This is a genomic window from Desulfobacterales bacterium, assembly GCA_034003325.1.
Classification (GTDB): domain Bacteria; phylum Desulfobacterota; class Desulfobacteria; order Desulfobacterales; family JAFDDL01; genus JAVEYW01.
In genome coordinates this window covers 1-25,892 of the sequence record JAVEYW010000007.1, presented here as the reverse complement: position 1 = coordinate 25,892, position 25,892 = coordinate 1, and the positions used below count along the sequence as shown (strand labels likewise).

Below are 25,892 nucleotides of genomic sequence, written 5' to 3'. Positions count from 1 at the left end.
ATTGCCCGTGCGCGCCAAGGGGCTATGAACCTGACAAGTACATCAGAGCGGCTGAGGCCAAATCGCCGATGGTTTTTTTTCGAAGGGTTCCATTCCAGAAAATCTCTACGGTTTCCATGTCCCGGGTCAATTTGGAAAGGGGAATTCGGGTGATTTGAGCGCGCAGGGGACCTGCGGCCCAGGCAGCCAAGCCCCGGCTCTGTGCATCGGCCTTTGTCATGAACGCAACCAAAAACGGTGCGGCGCCATCCATCAGCCCTTGATGGGCATGGGCTACCCGCCCGATGCCCCAAATGGCACCCTGTTGCAGACCTGGTGTTTCCAGATAATTGCCATCCGGTTGAATATAAGAGGATAGAATCGAGGCATATTCTTTTGCCAGTCGGGCGTTGCGCGCCATGATTTCCCCCATGGCTTCGGCTGAGCCCCAGCCGATGCCGCCGGATTCATCGTTTAGGTTCCACATGAGCCGGCGCATGATGACGCGGGCGGACTCCAAATTCGTTTCTGAAAGATGACAGACGACTTCTCCCATGGCGGTTACGGCACGCCATTTAAATAGCGCTTCCGTACTGTAGAGAAATGAAAAAAGGGGGTTGATCGCTTGACGGGCCGGCATGTCGCGAATCTGCTCAAGGGCGTTCTCCAGCGGGGAGTGCTGAAGAAGGCCCCGGATGGTTTCTTTTAATTGTCGCGTCACGCCTGCTCCCAGAAAATACAATCGGCCGGGCAGTTTTTGATGGCATCATCCACTTGAGAAACCGGATAAGTCGTCAACTCGGCCACGGTAATGTATCCGGCGTCGCTCAAGGTAAACACTTCCGGGCAGACATCCACGCAAACGCCGCATAAAATGCACTCGCTTAACTCCACGACCGGGCGCTTCATGATGCCAGCGCCTTGCCGATTTTTCGCCCCAATTGGTAGCATTGTTGCAAATGGTCTTTTCCCGGTATGTATTGAACGCGAAGGCCCTCGTCCGCAAGTTGCATGTCCATGGCGGCAAGCTCCCGGTTGATCAGCTTGACGGCCTCGCCGCTCCAGCCGTAGGAGCCGAATGCCGCACCGATCTTGTTTTTGGGCTGAAGCCCCTTCATATAGGTAAGCATGTCCATTACGGTCGGAAACACATTATTATTCAGGGTCGGAGATCCGACAATCACCGCGCCCGCATCCAGCACCTCGGTCATCACATCGCTGCGGTGCCATTTGCGTAAATGCATGGGAACCACCGTGATGCCCTCGGCGTGCAGCCCTTCGGAAACGGCATGGGCCATTTCTTCGGTGCTGTGCCACATGGTATCATAAACGACCACTGCTTTTTTCGTTTTTTCCTGCCGGCTCCAGCGGCCGTAGGCCTCGATGATTTTTCCCGGATCCTTGCGCCAGAGAATGCCGTGGTCCGGGCAGATCATATTGATTTCAAGGCCGAGGTCTTTGACCTGGTCCAGTAACTTAAGAATCAATGGCCCGTATAGCATTAAAATATTGGCGAAATATTTTTTGGCATGGGACATGACGGCATCCCCGATCTCATCATCGAACTTGTCGTGCGTGGCGATATGTTGACCGAAGCCGTCGCTGGAAAACAGGATCTTATCTTCACTTAAATAAGTGAACATGCTGTCCGGCCAGTGGATCATCCGGGTTTCCAGAAAGGTCAGGGTTTTTTTGCCCAGGCTCAAGGTGTCTCCGCTGGCAACGGGCTGAAACTTCCATTTTTGCAAAAAATGTCTGGCCAAATTTTTGGCGCCCATTTTGGAGCAGATGAGTGGTTTGTCTTCCCCGATGCGGTGCATGATGCGGTCCAGTGCGCCCGAGTGGTCCATCTCCGTGTGGTTGCTGATCATGTAATCGATTTTTTTGGGATCAATGATCTGCGCGATGTTGTCCAAAAGCTGATCGGAGAATTCTTTTTTGACGGTATCGATTAGTGCAATCTTTTCATCCACGATGAGAAATGCGTTATAGCTGGTTCCAAACTGGGTGGCGTATCCATGAAAGTCCCTGATGTTCCAGTCGATCACGCCGACATCGTATATGCCTTCTGCAATTTGAATCGGTTTCATGATGTCCTCATTTACCCAAATGCGATGCGAAAACGCCCTTTCCCGCATAAACACATGCTGGCATTTAGAATAAAAGCCCTTTTTGCCGGGTCGCAGCAGGTAGGGCTTTTACCAACAGAAACGAAAAAAGATTGATCCAGGTCGGCTTCTGTTATTCTTCCGGCTCAAAATCATCTTTTGAAGCGCCGCAGATCGGGCATTCCCAGTCGTCCGGCAGATCGTCAAATGAAGTTCCGGGTTGAACGCCGTTATCAGGATCTCCTATTTCGGGGTCATAGACATAGCCACAGACTGAGCAGACATATTTTTTCATGCGCTTTTCTCCTTTTCCATTTTTTTTACACTGAATTTATAGTTCGGCAATTAGTTTGACAACTCTTTTTTTGATTTCATCCCGTGTTTGCCGCATGAATTCCGGGGATTTACCCGCGGGATCCGGCAGATCCCAATCGATCCGCTTCGCGCCGGGAATGAACGGACAGCTCTCGCCGCAGCCCATGGTGATGACCAGCTCTGGCATGGCTTCTTGCATGGCCGTCTCGATGGATTGAGGGGTCCGGAAATACAAATCGATGCCGTCCTCCGCCATGGCGTTGAGCATTTCCGGGTTGACTGTCTTCGCCGGTTCACTGCCGCCGGTCAGTACCTCGAGGCGGTCGGCCGCCAATGCTTTCGCATAGGCGCCGGCCATTTGGCTTCGGCAGGCATTTTCCCTGCAGGCAAACAGGATGCGTTTGCGGCCGATAAACGGCTTTAATATCCGCGCCATGAATTCCTTGACATCCGCAGTCACCGTGGGGTGGGTTGCCATGTCCTTGGCATGCTCCACATCCCTGTAAGTCAGGCTGCCCTCGTAAGTGGCGTCCAAGGCGTCAAAGAAGTATTTTGCCGTGAGATCGATCGCTTCAAATAAATTTTTTCCCCGGGTGGCCGCAACGGCAAGCATGGCGCCCTTACGCGCACCGGCGCCCGGATCTCTAAGCTTTAGCCGGTATTTTCTTGCCCAGAAGGTCTGGCAGCGATCAATGAGCGCTTTAAGTTGAGCGGTTACATTATAAAAGAAGACAGGAGACGCCATGAGAACGATATCGGCCCGGCGGAGCAGGGCATAGATCTCATGTTTCATATCATCTTCGATGGGGCAATACCCTTTTTTATCGCAAACGAGATATTCCTTGCAGGGCAGAATATGCCCTTTATCGACCTCGACGGTATGGGTCAAGCCGCCCGCGCGAGCGGCTTCCGCCATGCACAGAGACAATAAGTGACTGGTGTTTCCCTTGCGCCGGGGGCTGCCCTGTAAACCCACGATAAACATTTGCTTTTCCTTTGAAGTTATTCCTGATCATGACATGTGTTGCAAGAAATCGGCCCCGAAGGCTCTCCGGCCTGGCGCTTTTCCCGATGGCATTTGACGCATTGTTTATTCATGATTTGCTTGCTGGCAAGTTTGCCTTCCGCCTTTAACGTGTTGATGCTGCCCGGAATTTGGGGAAAAAGGCCATGACAGATGTTGCAGTCCTGCAATTTGTCCTGATGCTGACGATGGGGAAAGGGGACATCTCCGCGTTTGCCGGAAGGGATTACGATCTCTTCCGCGCCTTTGTTTTCAACGCCACCCACCGGTGCGGCCAAAGGAATCCAAGCCATCGTGACCAGAAAAAAAAACACAATTTGCTTCAACACATTCATTCTCCAAAATACGGTTGCGTAGCATGAGTAGCCCGTTTAATCTGGTTTCCATGTGTTTTGTGGCGCACATATTGAACCAACGGGGTGCGAGCGTGAACGGGAAAACCGCCGCTCGCACCTATCCCAATGTTTGCTGGCCTTTCGTCTTTAGCTGTCAGCCCTTCGCTTTTACGCCCTCAAGCTTTTTAAGCGACCGATGACGCCGGATCAAGGGGTGACGCCGCCTGCCTGGCCGTCCAATTGGCATTTGCTGAAGTCAAGTTGAGCGCCGCAGGCACAGTGATGTGTCCGGTCCATCTCATCGGAAAAGATTTCCTTTTCCATACCGCAGACACTGCATTTACATTTAAATGTTTTCAGGTTTTTGTTTGCCTGAAACCCTGGGCAATGTTGAGTTGCATCCGTCATGATGTGCTTTCCTTTATAATATAAACTTAAGGGAGTTATTGGTTAACCTGTGCGGCAATTTCCCGCCCGTAATTCTGAGCCATGCCGATACCGCCGCCCAGGGATGATGATTTTAGGCGCAGTGCGCTGTTAACCATTTTCATTTTAAAAATATGGGCCATTGTCGCAAAGATTCGATCCGGGGCTTCCCCGCTCCATCCGAACGCGCCGAACGCGCCGCCGACGATGCCTTCCAGCCCGGCCTTTTCTCCAAGGAACAACACCTTTTCCATGTTCTGCATCATTTTGCCGTGGTAGGTGGCTGACCCCAGAACAAGCGCGGCATAGCCTTTCAGGTCGTTTTCCGTTTTAATGTCGTTGACATTTTTAACGACCGCTTCCATGCCCGCCATTCGCAGGCCCTCCGCAATGAGTTCTCCGATTTTTTGCGTTTCTCCAGTTCTGGTGGCGCATACAACCAATGCCTTGCTCATACAATTCCTCCGCATCCGTCTCAATCATGAACACGCAGTGTTCACATTTCCAGTTTGTCATGGGGATGCTCTCCGTTTTTATTTAGCCCCAAGGACGGGCATTATCAGAAAACAGACGGCTTATCCTTTCCAAAGACCATGCAAGTTGCAATAAGCGCGGGCCGTTACCTGTTTGGCCTCTATCTTGAAGGTTGCTTCCGCCGCATCCCCCGGTTTCAGAAACTGCTTGTAGGATTTCCCGTCGGCAATAATTTCAATCCATTCAATATAGTGCTTGGCTTCCATGGGATGGGCCACGGTGCCGACCTTCACGGTGACGCCATCGGCCATCGTGACGATGACGGGAATGTGTTTTTCCTTGGCCGCATCAACCGTGTTTTCAACCATCAACTTCATGCTTTCACCGCAGCAAACGAGTTCACCGCCGCCACCGGTGGTTACTTCCACGATATTGCCGCATACCTCGCATTTGTATACTTCGTGTCTTGTCGCCATTATTTCCTCCTTTTGTCGTTAAACGTGTCCATAAAATTTGAATGGGTTAATAGTTATCATCTTTTAATTCATAATGCGCCTGAGGGTGCGCGCATGCCGGGCACTCATCGGGTGCCGTGGCGCCTTCGTGGGTATACCCGCAGTTGCGGCACCGCCAGGTGACCGGCTTGTCTTTTTTGAAGACGCTGCCCGCTTTGATGTTGGCGGCCAGTTTTCGATAACGTTCCTCATGGTATTTTTCTGCTACAGCGATGGATTCAAGCATCGCGGCTATCTCGGAAAATCCTTCTGCCTTGGCTGTTTTGGCAAAGGAAGGATACATGTCCGAATGTTCGTAATTCTCCCCGGCTGCCGCTTCCAGAAGATTTTCCAGGGTAGATCCGATGACGCCGGCTGGAAAAGCGGCGGTGATTGCGACTTCGCCGCCTTCCAAAAGCTTGAAAAGCCGTTTGGCGTGCTCTTTTTCCTGATGGGCGGTTTCCTCAAAAATAGCGGATATCTGAACATATCCTTCTTTTTTTGCCTGGCTGGCAAAATAGGTGTAGCGATTTCTGGCTTGAGATTCCCCGGCAAATGCCGTTAAGAGGTTTTTCTCTGTTTGCGTTCCTTTTAAACTGGCCAATGTTCGTCCCTCCATATTTCGTTTTTTGTTAAATTAAAGACAAGTCGGCTACTCATTCCACCACCCTTTTTTTTGATGGGCGCTGCGCTCCTTTTCGGCAAGTTGCTTGAGCTTGTAACCGGCATCCCTGAGCACGCCATACAATACGCCGCATCCGACATCTTCTCTTTCGGCATCCCCCCGATCCGCCAAACGAATCATATGGTTTATCAGGCTTAGTGTTCGTTTAATATTTTTGTCGCATGGTCTCAAAAAATCGCCTCTGACCCGGTAGCCGCCGGTATGAAAGAGTTTTTATACGAAACGCGATTCGTTTCTCTATCAGTCTAATCAATTTACATGCCAAAGGCGTAAAAAAGGAAGTAAAAAATCATAACGGCTTGATATCATGTTTATTATAAAATATGAAGGCCACCCCTCATGCGTAACGAAAATATGCCATCATGAGACACATGAACGATAGGTGCGCTGCCCGATTGTTTACAGGAATAAAAAGGATCGGAGTATATCCCCTTTAAACGATAACTATATCAACAATAGGTCAGGGAGTGTCTCTGGTTTAACTTGAAACACTTGTGATTCAACGGACACTTTTTGGTTGCGGCCCTTAAAGTTGATGCGGTTGGTTGACGTGGGCCGGACACTTGTTATCTTTAAGACAAGCTGCGCTGTTTTAATAATCCCCCTTTTTTCTCATGCCATTGAATTCGCTCGCTGGTTGGTTAACAAAAGGAGAAGCGTCAATGATGACCATCGATGATATTCGAAATGACAAAAGCCTGCTCAATCAAATAGATTGGCATATGACACCCGAAGAGGCGGTGCGTCTTTACCTGGAATGGGGAAATAATTGGGCGCACAGCAACTTCGTGATCCGTTCCAGGGATGATGTATCGTATTATTTTGTGGTCAATACCTGGGGTAAAATCCCAGTCATCTACTTGATTCGCCGAAACTCCGATGAGGCCGTGGAATTGGCAGGCATCGAATTGCCCGCCGAAATCGGCGAACGGTTTTTAAATTCCGTTGGTTATAACAAGGGGGTGTATGCCGTGGACGGTGAGTTGCGGGAATGGCTTCAAGGCGCACTCAATGTCCGGGCATAACGACATTATGCCGATGGTTATTTTTTCAACTCTTCCAGCTTCTTCAACCCTGGAGAGATCATATGGGCGGCGCATTCCGGGCATAGACCGTAAAATTCGAGCCGATGGCCGATAATTTTAAACTCGGTTTTTTTGCTCAGATGCGCTTCAACATGATCAAGCAGCGCCATGGGGGCGTCCACCACCTTATCGCATAAACTGCAACGAATATGGTAATGGTCTTCGGGGTTGGGGTCGAACCGCTTGATGGTGCCGCCGAATTCAAGTTTGGTGATTTCTCCCAATTCAGACAGAATTTCCAAATTCCGGTACACGGTTCCCAGACTGATGCGGTGAAGGCGTTTACGAACCACGTCATAGACCTCTTCTGCGCTGGGGTGGGTCATCATGTGTTGAAGCTCTTCGAGAATGACTTTTCGTTGTCGTGTCATTCTGAGCCCGGCCCGGTTAGCAAAATTCATCAATATACCCATTTTTCGAGCGGACACTACCGCTCCGCCTGAGGGATAAACTCGCACTCCGCAGGACCGCAGTAGTTGCCGATATATTCGGATTCCGGCCGGTATAGCATGGCCTTAGGCGCCGCATCGGCAAACTGCTCTTCCAACACGTGGGAAACCCAGCCGGCAACCCGTGATACCGCGAATACGGAGGAGAATAGATCCACCGGTATGCCCATGGCATAATACAGCGGGGCGCTGTAAAAATCGACATTGACATAGATTTCACGCCCCTTTTTACCTCTAAAGGCCTCCTTGCCGGCAACTTCCAACCGTTTGGCCATATCGTACCATTTGGTCTCACCGGCCAGCTCTCCCATTTTTTGGGCCATGGGCGCCAGAATAAAACTTCTGGGGTCATCGGTTTTGTATACCGCATGTCCCAGGCCCATTAATTTTCGGCCGGCTTCAAGTTCCTGTTTGACATAGGCCTCGACCCGGCTCGAATCGCCTATTTTCAGCAGCATCTCCATGACCCGAACATTGGCGCTGCCGTGCAGCTCGCCGGACAGGGAGCCTACCGCCGCGGAAGTGGCTGCATAGATATGCGCGCGGGTAGAGGCGACCTCCCTGGCCGCAAAGGTGGAGGCGTTAAAGGAATGTTCGGCATGCAGCACGAGCGCTTTATCCATGAAACGGCCCACCTCAGGTTTCGGCTTTTCACCGGTAAGCATATACATGAAATTGGCGCCATGACCCAGCTCATTCAAGGCCGTTATCGGCACCTTGCCGTTTCGAATGCGATGCCATGCCGCCACGATTACGGCGACCTTGGCAATCAGTCGGACGGCCATTCGGACGCAGGCATCCCGGGAAAAATTCCGCGTATCGGCATCAAAAGCCGCCAACATGGAAATACCGGCCTGAAGCACGTCCATGGGAAGGGCATTGGCCGGAATGGTTCTAAGTGCCGTTATCATGGCCTCCGGTAAAAACCGCTCGGAAGAAAGCTGCGCTTTAAACTCGGCCAGCTCTTTCGCGGTAGGCAGTTTCTCTTTCAGCAACAAATAGGCGACTTCTTCAAAGGAGGCGTTCTCGGCCAACGCCTGAACCAAATAGCCTCTATAGATGAGTTTTCCGGCATCCCCCTGAACGTCGCTGATCTTGGTGCTGGCGACCGTAACGCCCCTAAGTCCGGTATTTTTGATTCCACTTGTTTCTGTCGTCATTCGCCGATCCTTTCGCTACCGAATGGCCGCTGAACAAACCTAAAAAATGCCTTTTGGCTGCCTGTGGCAGGCAGCCGGTTTTCGAACGCAACCATCATTACAGATCAATCCACATATCGGCTTCGTTACCGCAATGCGTGCAAGTGGCGGTGCCTTTGACCTTCCCGTCCGCCGGTTTTTCCGAGGGGGGCGCCTTTTTCCCGCGGTGTTCATGGGATGTACCCGCATCCTCCAAAGAACAGGTGACGACCATCTCCGCCTCATTCCCGCAGTTTTCGCACTTGCACACCCGTGTCAGTTTTTTTGTTGGTTCACTCATGGTGGTTTCTCCTTAAATCCGAATTAAGTTAAATCGCAGGATAAATCCCCCAATCTCTCATTAAAAATGAGAGTTGGGTGGATCAATGTCAAGAAAATGGCTCCGGGCTAAACCATTTTTTCAGGCGGTCTTCGTTCCGGTACATATTCATGCGGAATATTTCCAGCATTCCAGTCTTCATTGACATACAGGTTGCAGTAGCAGCTGCCGAACTCGGCCACATCCGGTGCTCTGTAAATGCACGGGCAGATGATATCCTTGTCTTGTTCCCGGTCTCCTGATAAGAGCCGGCAAGGGCAGCCCATATATCCGTATCGCGTTTTGTTGATCAGCAGGGCCGCGAGCAGGTCGAAAACGCGGTCCTTGTCCTTATTAAAGTAATACCCCTTGGCCTCCTGAATCGGCTTTAACGTTTCATATAATCGGGTTGCGTCCATTATAGTCCGAGCGCCTCCTTGATTTCATTTTCCTTAAATCCGACAACGACCCTTTCCCCGATAATAATGGTGGGGAACGAACACTTGGGGTTGAATTTCTTGACGTCTTCAAGGATGGCTTTGCGCTCATCACCTTCCAGAAGATCCACATCCACGAATTCATATTTAATCGTGCAGTCCCCGAGGAATTTTTTGGCTGATTTGCAGTGGCTGCAAGTGCTTAGAGAATACAGCTTGACAGCTGGTGTGGTCATGTCAAAATCCTTTCTTCATGCGTGACGTCAAGTGATGCCGTGTTTTTTTTATATATAACACGGGTGGGCGATGTCCGTAAAGGGGGCTTTCATGGACATTTCTTTTACCTTTTTCATCCTTGTGATGAATTTGCGCGCCGATTCAATTTCAAGCGCCAAGGGTGTCAGGAGTTTTATTCACATGATTTCGCTTAAGAAAAGCGATAAGATCCTCATCGTCATCGATATCCCGCCAGGTTGGCAGCATATGGACGGTTCTGTGGTGGTTTTGAAAAATAGCTAGGGTTTTTGCCAATACTTCGCCGGACCCCCAGGGAAGCGCTTCGAATATGGCCGGCAAATAGCCAGTGGCGCAAAAGCCGATTAGATAGTACCCGCCGTCCTCGGCCGGGCCGATCACCGCGGCGCGGGATGAAAGCGCATTTAGCGCCTCCAACAGAAACCGGCCCGGTAAGTCCGGAATATCCGTGCCGATCAAGAGAACCCGTTTCATCCCGGCGTCAAAAGCCCGCTCAAATGCCGCGGCCATCTTTTGACCTAAATGGCCGTTGCTTTGGGGCCAGTATTCGTAAGTTTCGCCCAGCCATGCCTTTAAAACGGATTCTTCACCGGGGGGATCAAAACAGATTCGTACGGGAAGCTTTAGTGTATTTACGGTTTCAAGGGTGTCCGTGACGAAGCGCCGATACAGGCGCAAGGCGAGCGGATCACCCAGATGCTTTGCCAGCCGGGTTTTCACCTTGCCGAGAGTCGGTGCTCGCAGAAAAACCAGAACGGCCTCGAAAGGCGACATGGCTTAAGGCTCCCTATTGATGGATAAACGCCCGAATCAAATCGCGCATGGCGGCTATTTCATCCGGTCTTTTCCAGCAAATGTCCGGTTCCTTCATGAACCAGGTCATCTGGCGTTTGGCGTAACGACGGGTGTCCCGTTTCATGGTACGGACCGCTTCTTGCCAATCCAGCCTGCCTTCCAGAAAATCCACCACATGACGATAACCGATGGACTGCATGGCATTGAGCGATGAAGCATAGCCCGACGCCAGCAGGGAGCGAACCTCTGCTTCCAACCCGGCGGATATCATGGCATCCGTTCGCCGGTTGATTCGATCATAAAGCGTTTCCCGATCCAAATGAAGGCCGATTTTCAGAAAGTCAAAAGCGCTTTGTTTGAACTGATGCGCCTGGTGATGGCGGGACAAACGGGTGCCGGTCAGAAGAAATACCTCAAGGGCTCTGATGATTCTGATCTTGTCGTTTGGATGAATTTTTGCGGCAGATTCCGGGTCCACGGTCGAGAGCCTATCGTACAAGGCCGCAGTGCCTTTTTGATCGGCTTCGGCTTGCAGATTGGCCCGCAGCTCAGGAGAAGCGGAAATGGCGTCACACAACCCGTAAAGCAACGCGCGAATATACAAACCGGTACCGCCGACCACAAAGGGGAGAACGCCGCGTTGCAATAGTGCATCAATATCATGCCGAGCCGATTGTTCAAACCGGGCTGCATCAAAGGGTTCATCCGGATCAATGATATCGATGCCATGATGGGGAATTTGCGTGGTTTCTTCAAACGTCGGTTTTGCCGAGCCGATATTCATTCGCCTGTAAATCTGCATGGCGTCGGCGTTTATGATTTCTCCACTGAATGTTAACGCAAGATCGATCGCGGTTCTGGTTTTCCCCACTGCGGTGGGGCCGACAATAATAATAATTTTTTGTTTAAAAAGCGTGTGATGGGTCATTCGAAAGATGGGCCCTTCTATCTAAATTTATAAATATTTATTATAACCTTTAATCATGATGCCAAGCAAACCGAAATTTCGGGTAGACGGGCAAGCGGTTGGTTTTTTCGTATTGACAAGCGATAAGGGATCATTTAATAGATCATACTTATTTGCACTCCGAGGTACTGAGGGCTGTATGCCCCACAAAATATTATAACATAAAGGAGGGTTATTAAATGCCAGAAGTCGAATTTCAGGGAGAAAAATTTGGGGTTGATGAGGACGGTTTCATCGACGACTTTACAAAATGGACGACGGGATGGGTACAGTATGTAAAAAAGGAAGAAGGCATTGATGAAATGACCGAAGAGCATTGGAAGGTCATCAATGTGTTGCAGGATTATTACAAGAAAAACGGTATTGCCCCCATGGTTCGCGTTCTTTCAAAGGTAACCGGTTTTAAACTCAAACACATTTATGAACTGTTTCCGTCAGGCCCCGGCAAGGGAGCCTGTAAAATGGCCGGTCTACCGAAACCGACCGGGTGTGTGTAAGTTACGATGTGATTTGTTTTGTGCCGTCATACTGAAAAAGGCCCTGCTGTAAGTGCAGGGCCTTTTTTTTCGATCACGATCCCTTATCGGAAGGGATGTACCGATGATTCTTGAGATTAAGACCCGCCAACAAACCGAACTAATAAATATTACCGATAAAATAGGGAACAAGGTTCGCGCTGCTGGAATTGATAAGGGGTTGTGCATGGTCTATGTGCCGCACACGACGGCGGCGGTTACGATCAATGAAAGTGCCGACCCCTGTGTGGCTGAGGACATTCTGATGGCGCTCAACAAGATAGTTCCCCGGACAGCGCCTTTCCAACATCTGGAAGGCAATTCCCCCGCCCATGTAAAGGCGAGCCTGGTGGGCGCCAGCGAGCTGATCGCCATTGAGGGCGGCGCCTTGCTGTTGGGAACTTGGCAGGGTATCTTTTTCTGTGAGTTTGACGGTCCCCGAACCCGGCAAGTATATTTGAACTTTATCGACAGCAACATTACTTCGGGAGCAAATTAGCTTCTTGCGAGTCCATCCACAATGACTCGTTACAGATGAACATTAGTGAGCGCCTGCTGCGGTATTCGCTGCTTTTTTCAATTCTTTTTTCGCTGATAGTCCTATCTTTTCAATTGTATAGGGCTTTTTAAGGTACTGGCCGGCACCGAGTCGCTGGGCCTCGCGAATGCGCTCGGTTTCCGAGTACCCACTGGCGATAATCGTTTTCTGACCCGGATGCAGCACAATGACTTCCCTGAAAGTATCAAGGCCATCCATTCCCGGATCCATGATCATATCCAAAACCAGCAAATCCACTGTATGGTGTTTCAGATATTCGACGGCCTCTTCTCCGCTGGCTACCGTAGTGACCTGATAGTTGAGTTCCGTGAGGATGGAGCTTGCGATTTGCCGTTGCGCCTTGACATCATCTACCAACAGAATCAATTCACCGTCTCCCAAGATGTTGCTGATGGATAATCCGATGGGCGTTTTTTCCAATTCCTTTCGCGTAACGGGGAAAAAGAGCGAAAATGTTGAGCCGAAGCCCTCCCTGCTTTCCAGGTCGATATACCCCTTATGGTCCTTCACGGTTCCCCATACCACCGCCATTCCAAGGCCGGTGCCGCTTCTTCCCATTTTTTTCTTGGTGTAGAACGGCTCGAAAATTCTGCCCAAGTCTTTCGGTGAAATGCCGATCCCGGCATCCGAAACCGTCAGAACGGCATAGTCTCCCTCTTTGACCTCATCGTAGCCCCGAATGAGATGATCGATATATCTGTTTTCCGTTCCGATGGTCACCTTGCCGCCGTTCGGCATCGCCTCCGCCGCATTGGAGATCAAATTCATGAGAGTGGTTGAAAGGTGCGCCGAAGACCCCATAATATTCATTAAATCCGGGGCAAGATGCGTTTCGATGGTCAGTTGCGGGTGGAAGGCGAGAAGCCTCTGATGTTCCGGGCTGGCCAGCTGCGCGGCGATGATTTCGTTCAGATTTTCCACTTCATTGACCGTTACGCCCCGCCTTGCCAGGGTCAGGAGATCCTGCACAATGGCGGCCGCTTTTTTCCCGGACGCCAGAATGGTTTCCATGGGGCCTCTCAGCGAACTGTCCTCCGGTAATTGCCACAACAATAATTCGGGATAACTGACGACACCGGAGAGAATATTATTTAAATCATGTGCAACGCCGCCGGCCAGGGTGCCGATGGCCTCCATTTTTTCGGCCTGGTGAAGCCTTGATTCCAGTTGCTTTTGTTTGATTTCAGTCGCCGCCCGATCCGATGCGTTGATCGCAAGCGCCAATACATCGGCGATCGAATTGGAAAAGTTTTCTTCATCAATTCGCCATTCACGCTTTTCTCCCACATGTTCGAAGCAGATGATGCCCCTCATTTCGCCGCCGATCAGAATCGCGGCGGTCAAAATAGCGCCGATTCGGTGAGAAAGAAGATAAGATTCCGAAAAACCGAACACCCGTGAATCCGTTAACGCATCGGCCACAGAGATCGTGCGGCCGGTCGCCAGTGCTTTGAAATGGGGCACATAGGTCGTCGCGGAGAATCTTCCCCCGATGGTATGTTGATCGGCATTCAGCTTATAGCGCTCCACGCAACGAATGGTCGTTTGTTTCTTGTTAAAAAGCCAGACGCTGCCGCGTTCTACCGAAAGGGTTCGGGCAGCGGTTGCCATGATGATTTTAAGCGCTTCGTTCAAGTCTCCTTCGTATAAGGCGGCATTCCCGGCCAGAAAGAGAAGGGCTTCATTTTGTTTTCGAAGCCGGTGCTCGCTGACGATGAGTACCTGCTCGACTTTTTTGCGTTCTCCGATTTCATTTTCAAGGGCCAGGGTTCGCTCTTTTACGATCGTCTCAAGGTTGTCCCGATGGCGCGCCAATTCGTTTTCCACTTTTTGCCTTTCCCGGATTTCCTCTTTGAGAAGCAAATTGGCATTTTCGGCGGTTTCCCTGGCGGCGTTAATTTCCCCGATGGATCGCTCAATGCTGTCCGCCATGTCATTGAAGGTTTGTGTCAGCCGGCCTATTTCGTCATTGGATTTTTTTTGAAGGCGATGCCCCATTTCCCCTTTTTGAAACCGTTCGACCCCCTGAATGATATGGGTGATTTTACCGGTCAGGGTAGCTGCCATCCAAATGGCAATGAAAATGACGAGGATGATCATGATGAGTGTAGAGATGGTAAGCACCCGCGCCGTGTCGTGCAGGGAGGATTCCATCAATGCTTCGTTTTGCCGATTTTGTTGGTGCAGATTTTCGGTATACTGTGCGTTGATGACGTCTATTTTTTTAGCGGTTTCAATCGCGGCAGCGTGAAATTCATGAACATTGGCGCCGATGGTGACATAACCGAATCCCCGGGGATGATTGCCGTATCTGCCGGTATGATAAGGAATGGCCGCCGCCGTGGTCAGTTTCCACAGGCCGCTCCAGAAAATGACAAAAGAGCCGGAACCGCCGTTTTGGGTTAGATTGTGCCATCCTTCGCACTGGGGGGCAAAATTTAAAAATCGACCGTCAAGCGCGACCAATCCTGCTTTGGTAAGTTCGGCGGCCGGTTTTTTCTTCAAACTTTGCTCATGAAATTGCGGCGCTTCGGCCATAAATTCCCGAATGGATTTTCCGCTGCGTTGCCAGGTGTCATAAAAATCCGTATCCAGCCAGGGCACGGCCGGCTCGCCGGTTTCCGGATCATAGCCCACGATGAAATAATCCCGCGGATGAGAGATGCATCGGCCCTTAGCATCCCACATAAACGCGTAGTTTCCGGAACCCGCATCCGAAATCGGGGAATAGCGCGCCTCGGTCGGCAAGATATGATCGGTGAACTCCATAATATGCGTATGGTCCAGGGCAAGGGTGATATACCCGGTAATGTTACCATCCTTTGTCACCGGTGTGGCCCATCGAATGATCCCTTCAAAGCGTTTGCCGGCCGGGTTTTCCTTTCCGGCATATCCAGACATTTCCGGGGTAAAGGGGATTTTTGCTTTTTCAGAACTTACTTTGGTATAGGGTCCGATAAGTTGCCCTTTGACATAGGCGCCGATGACCTCGGATACATAGATCTCTTCCGGGCGAAGCTTTTTAAGGGCTTCAAAATAAGTCTCGGCTTTGCAATACGTATTTTCTTTTTTGGAAATATCGAAAAGACCCTGCCGCATTCGATTCGATGTCGTGACTTTCACCTTCTCTTTGCCGTCCGGGCCGACATAGGTCATTTCCATGAAAAGGGGACGGATTTCACTATTGCCGGCATCTTCCGGTGGCCGGTAATGAAATGCTTTTTGGTTGTCTTCGTTTTTTGCTAGAATTTCAATTGGATCGGTGTGTGAATGATGCCCTGGCTCCCACGCATCTTCCTTGGCATTCATCACCCACGGGCCGTGGTTGATCACCGTTCGGACGCGAGCGGCCAGAAAGCTTTCGTAGTTGGCTTTTGTCGGTTCCAATGCCGCGGCATTGAGAATATCTTTGTCCCGGTCATACAGGAACGCGGCCACGGCCCTGGCGGTATCCGTGCTCAGTCTTTCGATGGCTTCCCTGGATTTTTCATCCAGCGCTTGAATGGAGTTTTCAGAGGAGAGCGTCCCGACCTGGTTGACAACATCATGGCTGTCTGAAACCATTCGCGCGATCTGGGTTTCAAGTGATCGGGCGAGGTTTTCCACCGCCGTCCAGGCAAACCAGGCCAGCATAACCAGGGGGATCACTTTAATCAGAATGAATATGCCGACCAATTTTTCACGAATACCGGGCGAGTAACGAGCCATTCGATGTCCCTTTGCCGTTGAGGAATGTCGCCATGTTGTCGGCCGCGACAGATAGGGTTGAAAATAAGCCGATCTTCTCTTACAATGACCAGGTTGAAAATTCAATGCTGCGGTTTATCGGGTTGGAATTAGCCGGGCGTTCCTTGTCGGTATTACCCCCCTATAGGTGGAGCGGCAATTGTTCTTTATGTTATTAAGGGAATCAGAAAATGCCAATATACATGACGCTGACTATTGCCCGCAACCCCGTAGGGGCGAACACACAGGTTCGCCCCTACAAGGCTGACGGTAAATTGACCATGCACGTTACACAAACGGTATATCAAAAAATTCGTTGTCCCTAAGCTACTGTTAGTTTTTTTTCTTAATACCGCCGAAAAGCTGAAGTTCGGCAACGGGTCGGAGATGATGTAATATGATGAAACGATGGATCTTGCTTCTGTTATGGGTGGGCTTTTTGTTCCCGCCGGCCGCCGTTGCGTATCAAGGGGGAGAAAAAGCAGTCGGAGACCTTTCCGGTATTCAGACGCTTGATTTGCTGACGGCCAAGCAAATCGCCCTTTCAGGTAACCCTACTGTGGCAGCGGCTCAGGCACGGGTTCAACAGGCTGCCCAGCGCGTGCGACAGGCGAGTGCGGCTTACTGGCCCCAGGTGGATACGAGCACCTCCGTCTTTCATTCCCGCTTATCCGATAACGAAGTGAACAGCTCGCTTCAATTGGCGCGATTGTTCGACACATCGGTGAGGTTGGACAACCCCGATGAACAATATTCAGCCGGAATCAGTGCGAGCTGGGTACTTTTTGACGGGTTTGCGCGAAAGTTTTCGATCGAGGCTGAAACTCTTGGTGAGCTGCAACAGGTGAAGGCCGGTCAGGAAGTTTCTCGTCAGTTGTTGGCGGCGGTGGCGGCTACCTATTATAATGCTCAGCTTTTCAGAGAAAACATGGCGATTGCAGCTGCCGACAAAGCCTTTAACCAGCGCCAGGTGGTAGAGGCTGAAACCAGGCTTCGCGTGGGAACCGGTGCGTTAAGTGATGTGCTTAATTTCAAGGTGCAGGCCAACTCGGCGCGTTCCCGGTGGAATACCGCGCAGCTTGAATATGATCGGTTTCTTATTGGTTTGGTCGCATTGATGGGCTTTTCGGAAGTCGAAGTGCCGAAGGGCATGATGTTGAGCCCGCTGGCGCCGGAATGCGATTCGGAAATGCAGTTGCCGGAGCCCGACGCCCTGGTGGCCGAGGCATTGGTCAACCGGCCGGATTTGCAGCAGAGCGATTTTCGAATCCAACAGAGCGAGGCTCAGATTCAATTGGCGCGTGCTGATCTATTTCCCAAGCTGAATTTTTCAACGGAATTGTCCGGCAATCGGACAAATGATCCGGGGTATGAGGGAGATGATTTCGGCTATGCCCTCGGATTGAACCTTTCCTACAATCTGTTTTCCGGAGGTGCCACGCAGGCGCGTGTCCGTGAAGCTCTGTGGGTGCGGACTGAAGCGGCCCAGAATCGTTCGGATTTATCCCTCAGCATTGCCGCTGAAGTTCGAAAAGCTGTTGCGGAGTTACGTCGGGCTCAGGCGGAGATTAAGCTTCAGCGCGTGAACACCGAGCTGGTGCAGCAAAACCGGGATCTGGTTGAACAGGAGTACGCTGCAGGGCAAGGAACCCTTGTCCGTCTGAATGAAGCGCAGCGGGATCTTATTACGGCGAAGAGCCGGTTAGCCCTGGCGCTGGTGTCTTTGCGTCAGGCTTGGCAGAACCTGGAGAGTGCTACTGGCAGAATACTTCGGGATTGAGCATAGAGCATAGAGCTTAGAGATTGGACCCTTTATCAGAAACATGCACGAAAAAGCGTGTATCATTGGAGAAGGTTGTTAGCTGCTAAGCATCCCAGCATCCCAGCTTCCGGCTTTGCCGGATTAGAACGTAGAGATTAGAGCGTGGGGCTTGACGGGTGGAGCGTGAAGAGGGGTGGAAGGGTGGTGGTGAGGGGTCGACCGAAAAGAAAATCAGTCAGTTCCTTGTTTATGCCGCTTCGTTCTGTGGCCAGGGTTCGAATCTGCGTATCATACGCGATCATTTCCTTAAGCTGGTTGTGAAGCGTGCGATTCGAGCGGTTGCGTATTTTTTGAATCAAGTCAAGGATAACGCCATAGTCGCAGCGGGCCTGGTGAGTTTTTACCAATTCCCAGAGCCCGGTCACGTTTTGCAGCAGATCCTTGCGCGTGAGCCGCTGGTGATGATAGATGGCTTTTATGTCGCAAGGATCCCAGCACATCAGGGCGCGGCATTCCGCAGGACGGTTTTCGTATATGCCGCATTGGTTGGTTTCTTCATTCAGAAAGACGCATGTCCAAGTACCGTTTTTCCCCTTTATCTTGATCAGGTCGGTCGTTACGGGTGCCACCTTTCCTTGAATGTTCTCATGCGCCAGCTCGCCGCATCGAAGGGTGAACAGGAATCTGGCTGGAATTTTCCCGGAATCGATAAGATGTTTGTCTGACAAATGAAAGCTCGGGCCGCCTTTGCGGCAACAGGTACCGCATTGGCGGCAGGTGGTTTGTTGGGTCATGGTCTATTTACTCCCTGCCCCGCGTCGAGAGACCGATGCTCGCCCCTATGCGTTGGCGTTTTCGTATCGGGATATTTTGAGGCATCCATATAAAACGGCTGCCCGCCGAAGGGCAAGCAGCCGTTTTTATTTTTCGCCTGTAAGCCACGAATGCGCGGGCGATTATTTTTCTTCGGTTTTACAAATGGCCGAAGGGTCTGCCATTAGTTTCAGCGAATCATACCGGGTGTTGACGTCTTTTTCCAGCAGTGCGCGAAGCCGCGTTGACTCTTCCGGGAAAGTCATTTTCAACTGCGCATAGCGGTTCTCACCGGCGATAAACTCCTGAAGCGTGCCGTCCGGCGCCTTGGATTCCAGGACAAACGGATTATTGCCTTCCTCGACCAGTTGCGGGTTATACCGGTAGAGCGGCCAGTAACCGGAGGCGACCGCTAGGCTTTCCTGCGCCTGCGTTTTTCCCATGCCTTTTTTAATCCCCTGGTTGATGCAGGGGGCGTAGCAAAGGACGATGGACGGGCCGGGATGCCGGTCCGCCTCGATAAAGGCTTTCAGCGTCTGGTTTTGATTGGCGCCCATGGCAACCGAGGCGACATAGACATGGCCGTAGCTCATGGCGATTTTGCCCATGTCCTTTTTCCCGACCTTTTTCCCTGAAAATGCGAATTTGGCTACGGCACCGGTGGGCGTCGCCTTTGAGGCCTGACCGCCCGTGTTGGAATAGACTTCCGTATCCAGAACCAAAATGTTGATGTCCTCGCCTGAGGCGATCACATGATCCAGGCCGCCGAAACCGATGTCATAGGCCCAGCCGTCCCCGCCAAAGGCCCAAATGGATTTTTTGACGAAAAGATCCGCCATGGTGCCGATTTCCGCCAACAGCGGATTCGTAGAAACGGTTGCCAGCAAGCGCTTCATTTCATCGCCGTAGGTTTTGGATTCGCCCGCATCATTTCGGCCCTTGAGCCAACCGTTCATGGCGGTTTTAAGTGCTTCCGGAATATCGCTCGCGATGGCGGCCGCGATCAAGTCCGCCAGTTTGTTGCGGCGTTGCCCGTAGGACATCGCGATGCCATACCCGAATTCGGCGGTATCTTCAAACAGGGAGTTGCCCCAGGCCGGTCCGTGGCCATTTTTATTAACGCTGTAGGCGCAGCTCGGCGCGGAAGCGGCCCAGATGGAGGAGCAACCCGTTGCGTTGGCGATGATCATGCGTTCTCCGAATAGTTGCGTGAGGAGTTTGACATATGGGGTTTCACCGCAACCCGCGCAAGCGCCGGAAAATTCCATGAGCGGCTTCTGAAACTGGCTGCCCTTGACGCTGGTGCGTTTGACCAGGTCGTCCTTGATCGGGATTGATTGAGAAAACTGATAGTTCGGCACCTGTACCGGTGTTTGCGTTTCGATCGGTTTCATTTCAAGGGCCTTGACCTTGGCCGGGCAGACATCCGCACAATTGCCGCAGCCTTGGCAGTCCAGTGTGTTCACCTGCATGCGGAATTTCAGGCTTTTTTCCTTTAATTCCTTTCCGATAGCGTCCAAGGTCACAAAGGTTGCGGGTGCCCCGGAGAGCTCTTCTTCACTCGCCAGAGAGGGGACGATGGCGGCATGCGGGCAAACAAAGGAACACTGGTTGCATTGAATGCAATTTTCAGGAATCCATTCGGGCACCATGATGGCAACGCCGCGTTTTTCGTATTTGGCAGTATCCACCGGGAATACACCGTCTGGAGAAAATACGCTGACCGGCAACTTGTCGCCCTGAACGGCCAGCATGGGCCGCATGACCTTTTCGATAAATTCCGGTTCTTCGGCCTTTTTAACGGCGGTATCCGCGGCATTCTTCCAGGATTGCGGATAGTTGATTTCCCGAAGACCAGCAAGGGTCTGGTCCACGGCGTCGATATTCATTTTGACGATTTTTTCGCCCTTATTTCCATAGACCTTGTGAATTTCATCTTTTAAGAGCGCAATGGCCTCTTCAAACGGCAACACGCCCGAGAGCTTGAAAAAGGCGGTCTGCATGATCATGTTGATACGGTTGCCGAGCCCGATCGCGCCGGCGATTTTCACGGCGTCCACGGCAAACACCTTGACCTTTTTGTTTGCAATGGTGCGACGCATGCTTGCCGGCAGGAATGTTTCCATTTCTTCGACGGTCCAGGGTGCGTTAAGCAGGAAGGTACCCCCTTCCCGAATGGCCTCCAGCAAGTCGTAAAGCTCCACGTAATTAGACTTGTGGCAGGCGACAAAATGAGCGGTGTTGACGAGATAGGTGGACTGAATCGGTTTTTTCCCGAAACGCAAGTGAGAGACGGTAATGCCGCCGGATTTTTTGGAATCATAGGCGAAATAGCCCTGAGCGAACATGTCGGTGTTATCTCCGATGATTTTAATGGCGCTTTTGTTGGCGCCGACGGTTCCATCGGAACCGAGGCCCCAGAACATGCATTGAACCGTGCCCTCGGGGGCGGTGTCCATGGGCGGGGGAACCTCAAGGGAACTTTGGGTGACATCATCGGTGATGCCCACAACGAAATGGTTTTTCGGGGTGGCGTTTTTCATGTTGTCGAAAACCGCTTTAATCATGGACGGGGTGAATTCCTTGGACCCCAGGCCGTAGCGGCCGCAAGTGATTTCGGGCTGCTTTCCGGCTTTCATGAACGTGGTCGCGACATCCATATACAGCGGATCCCCGATGGCGCCGGGTTCCTTGGTCCGGTCCAGCACCGTGATTTTTTCGGCGGAAGCCGGTACTGCGGCCAAAAAATCCTGCATGGACCAGGGCCGGAAAAGGCGGACCTTGAGCAAGCCGACTTTTTCGCCGGTGGCATTGAGGTGTGCGACGACCTCTTCAATGGCCTCACAGGCGGAGCCCATGGCCACCACAATGCGATCGGCAGTTTCATCCCCTACATAATCAAAGAGCTGATAGCTTCTGCCGGTCAGGGCCGCTACCTTTTTCATATAATCTGTTACGATGCCGGGCACTTTCAGGTAATAAGTATTGGCGGCTTCGCGGCCTTGAAAATAGATGTCCGGATTTTGGGCCGTGCCCCGCAGGTGGGGGTGCTCCGGATTCATGGCCCGTTGCCGGAACGCGGCGATCGCTTCCTTATTGACCAGCGCGGCCATGTCCTCATAATCAATCAGTTCGATCTTTTGAATTTCGTGGGAGGTTCTAAAGCCGTCAAAAAAATGAAGAAAGGGAACGCGGCCCTCGATGGCGGACAGGTGCGACACTAGGCCCAGATCCATCACCTCCTGAACGGAATTGGCGCACAGCATGGCAAAGCCGGTTTGGCGAACCGCCATTACATCCTGGTGATCACCGAAAATGGACAGTGCATGCCCGGCCACGGCCCGGGCACTGACATGAAAAACGCCCGGCAGTAGCTCGCCTGCGATTTTATACATATTGGGGATCATCAGCAAGAGGCCCTGAGAAGCCGTGAAGGTCGTGGTCAGGGAGCCGGCGGCCAGCGCGCCGTGAACCGAACCGGCGGCGCCGGCTTCGGATTGCAGTTGGCGTATGAGAAGGGGTTGGTCGAATATATTTTTTCGCCCCTGCGCGCTCCATTCATCCGCGATTTCTCCCATTGGCGTGGAAGGCGTGATCGGATAAATAGCCGCCACATCGCTCATGGCATAGGCCACATGCGCGGCGGCCGTGTTTCCATCAATAGTCTTCATTTTTTTTCCCATATGTCGTCTCTCCTCTATTTCATCGTGCTCGTTATCTTGCGAGCCGGTGCGAATGGTTTATGGTTGTTTCTGAAAGAGTCCCCGCACTTAAAGGGGAATCTTCTATGCCAACAGACTGCTGAAAAAATCATTGCCCTTGTCATCCACGATGAGAAAGGCGGGAAAATCCTTAACAGTTACCCGAAAGATGGCTTCCATTCCCAGCTCCGGATATGCCAGAATTTCCATTTGGGTTATACATTCCTTGCCGATGCGCGCGGCCGGCCCGCCGATGGCACCCAGGTAAAAGCCGCCGTATTTTTGACATGCCTCCGTGACGATGCGACTTCGGTTGCCTTTTGCAAGCATTACCAAGGATGCGCCGTGTGCCTGGAAAATCGGCACATAGGAATCCATTCTGCCGGCGGTTGTGGGGCCGAATGATCCGGAGGGATATCCTGTAGGGGCTTTGGCAGGGCCTGCGCAGTAAATAAGGTGGTCTTTAATGAATCGGGGAAGATCGTTCCCCGTATCCAGCAGTTCCTTTAAGCGGGCGTGGGCGATATCTCGCGCGACGGTTATGGGGCCGTTCAACAGCAGCCGGGTGCCCACCGGGTATCGGCTGAGTTCTGCGCGAATGGTGTCCATGGGAAGGGTTAGGTCGATTGGCACCGCAGTGGAAACCCGGGAGGGGATTCCGGCCGAAAGAAATCGGGCCGGATCCATTTCAAGTTGTTCCAGAAAAATACCTTCCCGAGTGATTTTAGCCTTGATATTCCGGTCCGCGCTGCAACTGACGCCCAAGCCGATGGGGCAAGACGCCCCGTGCCGGGGAAGCCGGATGATTCGAATATCATGGCAAAAATATTTTCCCCCGAATTGCGCGCCGATACCAAGTTCCCTGGATAATTCAAGCACCTCTTTTTCCATGGTCCTATCCCTGAACGCATGCCCGAGATGATTTCCCTGAGTGGGCAGGGTGTCCAGGTAGCCGGCCGATGCCAGCTTAACGGTTTTCAACGTCATTTCTGCCGATAATCCGCCGACGACCAAGGCCAGATGGTAGGGCGGGCATGCCGAAGTTCCGAGGGATTTGATTTTTTCTTTAAAAAAGGCCTTCAGATTTTCTGGTTTCAAGACGGCTTTTGTTTTTTGGTATAAAAACGTTTTATTGGCGGAGCCGCCCCCTTTCGCGATAAATAAAAACCGGTATTCATCTCCGTCTACGGCTTGAATTTCGATTTGCGCCGGAAGATTGCACCCGGTATTCACTTCGTCAAACATGGACAAGGGGGCGTTTTGCGAATAGCGCAGGTTGTGCCGCGTATACGCATCGAAAACGCCTTCCGAAAGCGCGGCTTCGTCCCCTCCGCCGGTCCAGACGGATTGTCCTTTTTTGCCCATAATAAGGGCGGTTCCGGTATCCTGGCACATGGGGAAAATGCCTTCCGCTGAAATCACGGCATTTTTGAGCAACTCCAAGGCCACCAACCGATCATTGTCCGAGCTGTCGGGATCATTCAGGATTTCCTGAAGCTGTGATAGATGAGAGGTGCGGCATAGATGCGATACATCCGCAAAAGCGGTGTGTGCCAGCAGACGAAGTCCTTCATGTGAGACGGTTAACAGTTTGTGCCCACCAATGGACAGCGAATCAACATGATCCCTTGTCAACAAACGATATGCGGTCGTGTCCGCACCGATCGGGAACATTGATTGATATGTAAATTGCGGTATTCGCAAAACCCCAACTCCTTTTCCGGCACACAGCACGGGGTCATTTAACTAATAATAGCAACTGAATAATTTGGTCATAGAATATATTTTTGCGACAATACTATTATCTGTTTCCTAATTAACCTTGGACCTTATTTTTGACAATCTTAATGGCCTATTTATTAAAAAACGTCCTCTGTCAATAAAAATCTAACAAACTAAACTTGTTCGGTGTTTCGATAACCTGATTGTGGCGCATCACTAAGTAAGTGGTGGTTTCGCTGAACGATTTGTTCGGGGATATTGATCGAACACGCGGATAACCTGCAAACACAATAACCTACTTGTCAGGCAAATTCTTACAGCAAAATCAGAAATCCTCTAATTTACAGAAATTCTAACTCGTAGTAAGTGTAACCAATATTTCGGTTCATTGGTGTCCCCCTCCGTTTAAGATTCAAGTAAATTTTACTGGATATGCCCATTATTGATTTTTAATTAGCGTGAATGTCTGAATAATGGGGATTTCCTCAAAATAGTGACGCATCTGTAAACGTCAATTAGAGCACACGTTATCCGGTTATGGCCGCGGTTGTATTTTTGTCAAGGTATTACGGTACCATTAAAATCAAACTTGTTGTTTTCAAAGACGCCCGGGCTTTTAGTTCAATTTACTACCTGAAAAATTAACACAAAAAAAAGGAGGAGGAAATGAAGAGCAAAATGGGAAAAGGATTTCTGCTGTTTCTGTCTGTGTTAATGTTGATGGCATCTGGCGGAACTGCGGATGCAATGCGATTTGATGTAGGAAAAGACACTGCAGTCGATTGTGATGTCACAGTTGTTTATGGTGCCGGCTTCCGAGTCAAGAAACCGGAAAGCGCGAAGTTGGGTGAATACAATCCTGCCGCGATCAACAGCGACGACGGCAACGAAAATTTCGATCAGTGGGACATGATCAACAACCGATTTAGTACTATTGCCGATATTGACGTAAAGCATAAAAATTTTGGTGTCTTTCTTCGCCCCAGGGCTTTTTATGACTTTGTTTATATGGGGAAAAATTCCAACGACAGTCCAGCCACAAACAACAACTTCCAAGCCGGAGTTATAGACAGTACTGACGATTTTGATGAAGAAACAGAGGATGCTATTGGGAAAAAGGCTGAGATTCTTGATCTTTTTGCTTATGCCCAATTGGAACTGGTGGGCCGTAAGTTGGATCTTCGCGTCGGACGACAAGTGATCCAGTGGGGGGAAAGCTTATACCTTCAAGGAGGTATCGCTTCGGCCATGGCTCATCAGGATGCCAGCCTTTCCACTGCCCCTGGTGTAGAGATAAAAGAAATGCTTCTTCCTTCAGAGGCGGTTTCCATGCAGATGGATATTACGGAAAACGTATCTGTCGGGTCCTTTTATCAATGGAAGTGGGAAAAGCTGCGGTATTATGAGTCCGGGTCCTATTTTAGTACAACAGACTTTCTGGATGAGGCAGGATATTTAATTCTAGGTCGAGGTTTAACAAGAGGCACTGACGATGAAGCGAGTGACTCGGGCCAATTCGGTGTTTCCTTGATGTATCTAGCTGAATGGTTAAATAATACGGAGTTTGGTATTTATTATATCAACTATCATGAGAAGTCGCCAGCGGTTGCCTATGGCCCCAACAAAACTTACTACCTAACATTCAATGCCGTTTCCTTAAGGAACTTAAATGCGTTAATACTTTAAAAATACAATCTGTTATGCTATAAATACATTGTTCTTTTGTATCAGTAAAAAATTCAAAAAAAGGAGAGAACAATGCTCAAAAA

Annotated in this window: 27 protein-coding genes; 5 read left to right on the top strand and 22 right to left on the bottom strand. The window is 50.9% G+C overall.

Annotated elements, in window-relative coordinates; all coding sequences use genetic code 11:
- Positions 1-22: 22 nt before the first annotated feature.
- The 11 genes from RBT11_09020 to RBT11_08970 form a co-directional block, all read right to left on the bottom strand.
- Entirely contained in the window at positions 23-700 is a 678-nt protein-coding gene (locus tag RBT11_09020) for a hypothetical protein (protein ID MDX9786905.1), read from the bottom strand.
- The gene (locus RBT11_09015; GenBank protein ID MDX9786904.1) at positions 697-888 is read right to left on the bottom strand and encodes a ferredoxin; all 192 of its coding nucleotides are present in this window, start codon (positions 886-888) and stop codon (positions 697-699) included. Before RBT11_09015 ends, RBT11_09020 begins: the two co-directional genes overlap by 4 nt.
- Positions 885-2,069, bottom strand: a complete 1,185-nt coding sequence (locus tag RBT11_09010; GenBank protein MDX9786903.1) for an FprA family A-type flavoprotein — start codon at positions 2,067-2,069, stop codon at positions 885-887. Before RBT11_09010 ends, RBT11_09015 begins: the two co-directional genes overlap by 4 nt.
- A gap of 151 nt (positions 2,070-2,220) precedes the next feature.
- Entirely contained in the window at positions 2,221-2,382 is a 162-nt protein-coding gene (locus tag RBT11_09005) for a rubredoxin (protein MDX9786902.1), read from the bottom strand.
- A 36-nt stretch (positions 2,383-2,418) separates the two neighbouring features.
- The gene (locus RBT11_09000) at positions 2,419-3,387 is read right to left on the bottom strand and encodes an NAD(P)H-dependent oxidoreductase (GenBank protein ID MDX9786901.1); all 969 of its coding nucleotides are present in this window, start codon (positions 3,385-3,387) and stop codon (positions 2,419-2,421) included.
- A 17-nt stretch (positions 3,388-3,404) separates the two neighbouring features.
- Positions 3,405-3,755 carry a cytochrome c3 family protein gene (locus RBT11_08995; protein MDX9786900.1) on the bottom strand — a complete coding sequence of 117 codons (351 nt, stop codon included), beginning with the start codon at positions 3,753-3,755 and terminating at the stop codon, positions 3,405-3,407.
- A gap of 213 nt (positions 3,756-3,968) precedes the next feature.
- On the bottom strand, positions 3,969-4,169 hold the full coding sequence (locus RBT11_08990) for a hypothetical protein (GenBank protein ID MDX9786899.1): 201 nt from the start codon (positions 4,167-4,169) through the stop codon (positions 3,969-3,971).
- A 35-nt stretch (positions 4,170-4,204) separates the two neighbouring features.
- A complete protein-coding gene (locus tag RBT11_08985) occupies positions 4,205-4,642 on the bottom strand; it encodes a flavodoxin domain-containing protein (GenBank protein MDX9786898.1) in 438 nt (145 codons plus the stop codon).
- 120 nt (positions 4,643-4,762) lie between these two features.
- Positions 4,763-5,137: a desulfoferrodoxin gene (locus RBT11_08980; protein ID MDX9786897.1), complete on the bottom strand. Its 375-nt coding sequence runs from the start codon at positions 5,135-5,137 to the stop codon at positions 4,763-4,765.
- A 46-nt stretch (positions 5,138-5,183) separates the two neighbouring features.
- Positions 5,184-5,759 (bottom strand): rubrerythrin family protein, encoded by a 576-nt coding sequence (locus RBT11_08975; protein MDX9786896.1) that lies wholly within the window; start codon positions 5,757-5,759, stop codon positions 5,184-5,186.
- 48 nt (positions 5,760-5,807) lie between these two features.
- Positions 5,808-5,960, bottom strand: a complete 153-nt coding sequence (locus tag RBT11_08970) for a hypothetical protein (GenBank protein ID MDX9786895.1) — start codon at positions 5,958-5,960, stop codon at positions 5,808-5,810.
- Positions 5,961-6,502: 542 nt separating this feature from the next.
- Between RBT11_08970 and RBT11_08965 the strand changes: the two genes are divergently transcribed.
- The gene (locus RBT11_08965) at positions 6,503-6,865 is read left to right on the top strand and encodes a hypothetical protein (protein ID MDX9786894.1); all 363 of its coding nucleotides are present in this window, start codon (positions 6,503-6,505) and stop codon (positions 6,863-6,865) included.
- A gap of 17 nt (positions 6,866-6,882) precedes the next feature.
- Here the strand turns inward: RBT11_08965 and RBT11_08960 are convergent, their stop codons facing one another.
- The 7 genes from RBT11_08960 to miaA form a co-directional block, all read right to left on the bottom strand.
- The gene (locus RBT11_08960; GenBank protein MDX9786893.1) at positions 6,883-7,326 is read right to left on the bottom strand and encodes a transcriptional repressor; all 444 of its coding nucleotides are present in this window, start codon (positions 7,324-7,326) and stop codon (positions 6,883-6,885) included.
- A 26-nt stretch (positions 7,327-7,352) separates the two neighbouring features.
- The gene (locus RBT11_08955; GenBank protein MDX9786892.1) at positions 7,353-8,534 is read right to left on the bottom strand and encodes a citrate/2-methylcitrate synthase; all 1,182 of its coding nucleotides are present in this window, start codon (positions 8,532-8,534) and stop codon (positions 7,353-7,355) included.
- Positions 8,535-8,631: 97 nt separating this feature from the next.
- Positions 8,632-8,853 (bottom strand): hypothetical protein, encoded by a 222-nt coding sequence (locus tag RBT11_08950; protein ID MDX9786891.1) that lies wholly within the window; start codon positions 8,851-8,853, stop codon positions 8,632-8,634.
- 107 nt (positions 8,854-8,960) lie between these two features.
- Positions 8,961-9,290: a ferredoxin-thioredoxin reductase catalytic domain-containing protein gene (locus RBT11_08945; protein ID MDX9786890.1), complete on the bottom strand. Its 330-nt coding sequence runs from the start codon at positions 9,288-9,290 to the stop codon at positions 8,961-8,963.
- Positions 9,290-9,544 (bottom strand): glutaredoxin family protein, encoded by a 255-nt coding sequence (locus tag RBT11_08940; protein ID MDX9786889.1) that lies wholly within the window; start codon positions 9,542-9,544, stop codon positions 9,290-9,292. Before RBT11_08940 ends, RBT11_08945 begins: the two co-directional genes overlap by 1 nt.
- Before the next feature lie 148 nt (positions 9,545-9,692).
- Positions 9,693-10,337 (bottom strand): TIGR04282 family arsenosugar biosynthesis glycosyltransferase, encoded by a 645-nt coding sequence (locus RBT11_08935; GenBank protein MDX9786888.1) that lies wholly within the window; start codon positions 10,335-10,337, stop codon positions 9,693-9,695.
- A 13-nt stretch (positions 10,338-10,350) separates the two neighbouring features.
- Positions 10,351-11,286, bottom strand: a complete 936-nt coding sequence (miaA, locus tag RBT11_08930; GenBank protein MDX9786887.1) for a tRNA (adenosine(37)-N6)-dimethylallyltransferase MiaA — start codon at positions 11,284-11,286, stop codon at positions 10,351-10,353.
- A gap of 218 nt (positions 11,287-11,504) precedes the next feature.
- Between miaA and RBT11_08925 the strand changes: the two genes are divergently transcribed.
- Entirely contained in the window at positions 11,505-11,822 is a 318-nt protein-coding gene (locus tag RBT11_08925; GenBank protein MDX9786886.1) for a TusE/DsrC/DsvC family sulfur relay protein, read from the top strand.
- 103 nt (positions 11,823-11,925) lie between these two features.
- On the top strand, positions 11,926-12,339 hold the full coding sequence (locus tag RBT11_08920) for a secondary thiamine-phosphate synthase enzyme YjbQ (protein ID MDX9786885.1): 414 nt from the start codon (positions 11,926-11,928) through the stop codon (positions 12,337-12,339).
- A 42-nt stretch (positions 12,340-12,381) separates the two neighbouring features.
- Here the strand turns inward: RBT11_08920 and RBT11_08915 are convergent, their stop codons facing one another.
- A complete protein-coding gene (locus RBT11_08915; GenBank protein ID MDX9786884.1) occupies positions 12,382-16,107 on the bottom strand; it encodes a response regulator in 3,726 nt (1,241 codons plus the stop codon).
- 415 nt (positions 16,108-16,522) lie between these two features.
- Between RBT11_08915 and RBT11_08910 the strand changes: the two genes are divergently transcribed.
- The gene (locus RBT11_08910; GenBank protein ID MDX9786883.1) at positions 16,523-17,905 is read left to right on the top strand and encodes a TolC family protein; all 1,383 of its coding nucleotides are present in this window, start codon (positions 16,523-16,525) and stop codon (positions 17,903-17,905) included.
- 137 nt (positions 17,906-18,042) lie between these two features.
- Here the strand turns inward: RBT11_08910 and RBT11_08905 are convergent, their stop codons facing one another.
- The 3 genes from RBT11_08905 to RBT11_08895 all read right to left on the bottom strand — a co-directional run bounded on the left by RBT11_08905 (position 18,043) and on the right by RBT11_08895 (position 24,099).
- Complete coding sequence (locus RBT11_08905) at positions 18,043-18,681, bottom strand: YkgJ family cysteine cluster protein (protein MDX9786882.1); 639 nt, start codon at positions 18,679-18,681, stop codon at positions 18,043-18,045.
- Between the two features lie 162 nt (positions 18,682-18,843).
- A complete protein-coding gene (nifJ, locus tag RBT11_08900; GenBank protein ID MDX9786881.1) occupies positions 18,844-22,383 on the bottom strand; it encodes a pyruvate:ferredoxin (flavodoxin) oxidoreductase in 3,540 nt (1,179 codons plus the stop codon).
- A gap of 102 nt (positions 22,384-22,485) precedes the next feature.
- Complete coding sequence (locus RBT11_08895; GenBank protein MDX9786880.1) at positions 22,486-24,099, bottom strand: fumarate hydratase; 1,614 nt, start codon at positions 24,097-24,099, stop codon at positions 22,486-22,488.
- A 690-nt stretch (positions 24,100-24,789) separates the two neighbouring features.
- Here RBT11_08895 and RBT11_08890 point away from each other — a divergent pair.
- Positions 24,790-25,809 (top strand): DUF1302 family protein, encoded by a 1,020-nt coding sequence (locus tag RBT11_08890; GenBank protein MDX9786879.1) that lies wholly within the window; start codon positions 24,790-24,792, stop codon positions 25,807-25,809.
- Positions 25,810-25,892: the final 83 nt, after the last annotated feature.

Bases quoted from the DNA above. Each gene is read 5' to 3' on its own strand.
- RBT11_08945 (MDX9786890.1), bottom strand. From the start codon at position 9,290: ATGGACGCAACCCGATTATATGAAACGTTAAAGCCGATTCAGGAGGCC.
- RBT11_08955 (MDX9786892.1), bottom strand. From the start codon at position 8,534: ATGACGACAGAAACAAGTGGAATCAAAAATACCGGACTTAGGGGCGTT.
- RBT11_09000 (MDX9786901.1), bottom strand. From the start codon at position 3,387: ATGTTTATCGTGGGTTTACAGGGCAGCCCCCGGCGCAAGGGAAACACC.
- RBT11_08915 (MDX9786884.1), bottom strand. From the start codon at position 16,107: ATGGCTCGTTACTCGCCCGGTATTCGTGAAAAATTGGTCGGCATATTC.
- RBT11_08940 (MDX9786889.1), bottom strand. From the start codon at position 9,544: ATGACCACACCAGCTGTCAAGCTGTATTCTCTAAGCACTTGCAGCCAC.
- RBT11_08960 (MDX9786893.1), bottom strand. From the start codon at position 7,326: ATGAATTTTGCTAACCGGGCCGGGCTCAGAATGACACGACAACGAAAA.
- RBT11_08910 (MDX9786883.1), top strand. From the start codon at position 16,523: ATGATGAAACGATGGATCTTGCTTCTGTTATGGGTGGGCTTTTTGTTC.
- RBT11_08970 (MDX9786895.1), bottom strand. From the start codon at position 5,960: ATGATTCGTTTGGCGGATCGGGGGGATGCCGAAAGAGAAGATGTCGGA.
- RBT11_08935 (MDX9786888.1), bottom strand. From the start codon at position 10,337: ATGTCGCCTTTCGAGGCCGTTCTGGTTTTTCTGCGAGCACCGACTCTC.
- RBT11_08920 (MDX9786885.1), top strand. From the start codon at position 11,926: ATGATTCTTGAGATTAAGACCCGCCAACAAACCGAACTAATAAATATT.
- RBT11_08925 (MDX9786886.1), top strand. From the start codon at position 11,505: ATGCCAGAAGTCGAATTTCAGGGAGAAAAATTTGGGGTTGATGAGGAC.
- RBT11_08990 (MDX9786899.1), bottom strand. From the start codon at position 4,169: ATGACGGATGCAACTCAACATTGCCCAGGGTTTCAGGCAAACAAAAAC.
- miaA (MDX9786887.1), bottom strand. From the start codon at position 11,286: ATGACCCATCACACGCTTTTTAAACAAAAAATTATTATTATTGTCGGC.
- RBT11_08890 (MDX9786879.1), top strand. From the start codon at position 24,790: ATGAAGAGCAAAATGGGAAAAGGATTTCTGCTGTTTCTGTCTGTGTTA.
- RBT11_09015 (MDX9786904.1), bottom strand. From the start codon at position 888: ATGAAGCGCCCGGTCGTGGAGTTAAGCGAGTGCATTTTATGCGGCGTT.
- RBT11_08980 (MDX9786897.1), bottom strand. From the start codon at position 5,137: ATGGCGACAAGACACGAAGTATACAAATGCGAGGTATGCGGCAATATC.
- RBT11_09005 (MDX9786902.1), bottom strand. From the start codon at position 2,382: ATGAAAAAATATGTCTGCTCAGTCTGTGGCTATGTCTATGACCCCGAA.
- RBT11_09010 (MDX9786903.1), bottom strand. From the start codon at position 2,069: ATGAAACCGATTCAAATTGCAGAAGGCATATACGATGTCGGCGTGATC.
- RBT11_08905 (MDX9786882.1), bottom strand. From the start codon at position 18,681: ATGACCCAACAAACCACCTGCCGCCAATGCGGTACCTGTTGCCGCAAA.
- RBT11_08950 (MDX9786891.1), bottom strand. From the start codon at position 8,853: ATGAGTGAACCAACAAAAAAACTGACACGGGTGTGCAAGTGCGAAAAC.
- RBT11_08965 (MDX9786894.1), top strand. From the start codon at position 6,503: ATGATGACCATCGATGATATTCGAAATGACAAAAGCCTGCTCAATCAA.
- nifJ (MDX9786881.1), bottom strand. From the start codon at position 22,383: ATGGGAAAAAAAATGAAGACTATTGATGGAAACACGGCCGCCGCGCAT.
- RBT11_08985 (MDX9786898.1), bottom strand. From the start codon at position 4,642: ATGAGCAAGGCATTGGTTGTATGCGCCACCAGAACTGGAGAAACGCAA.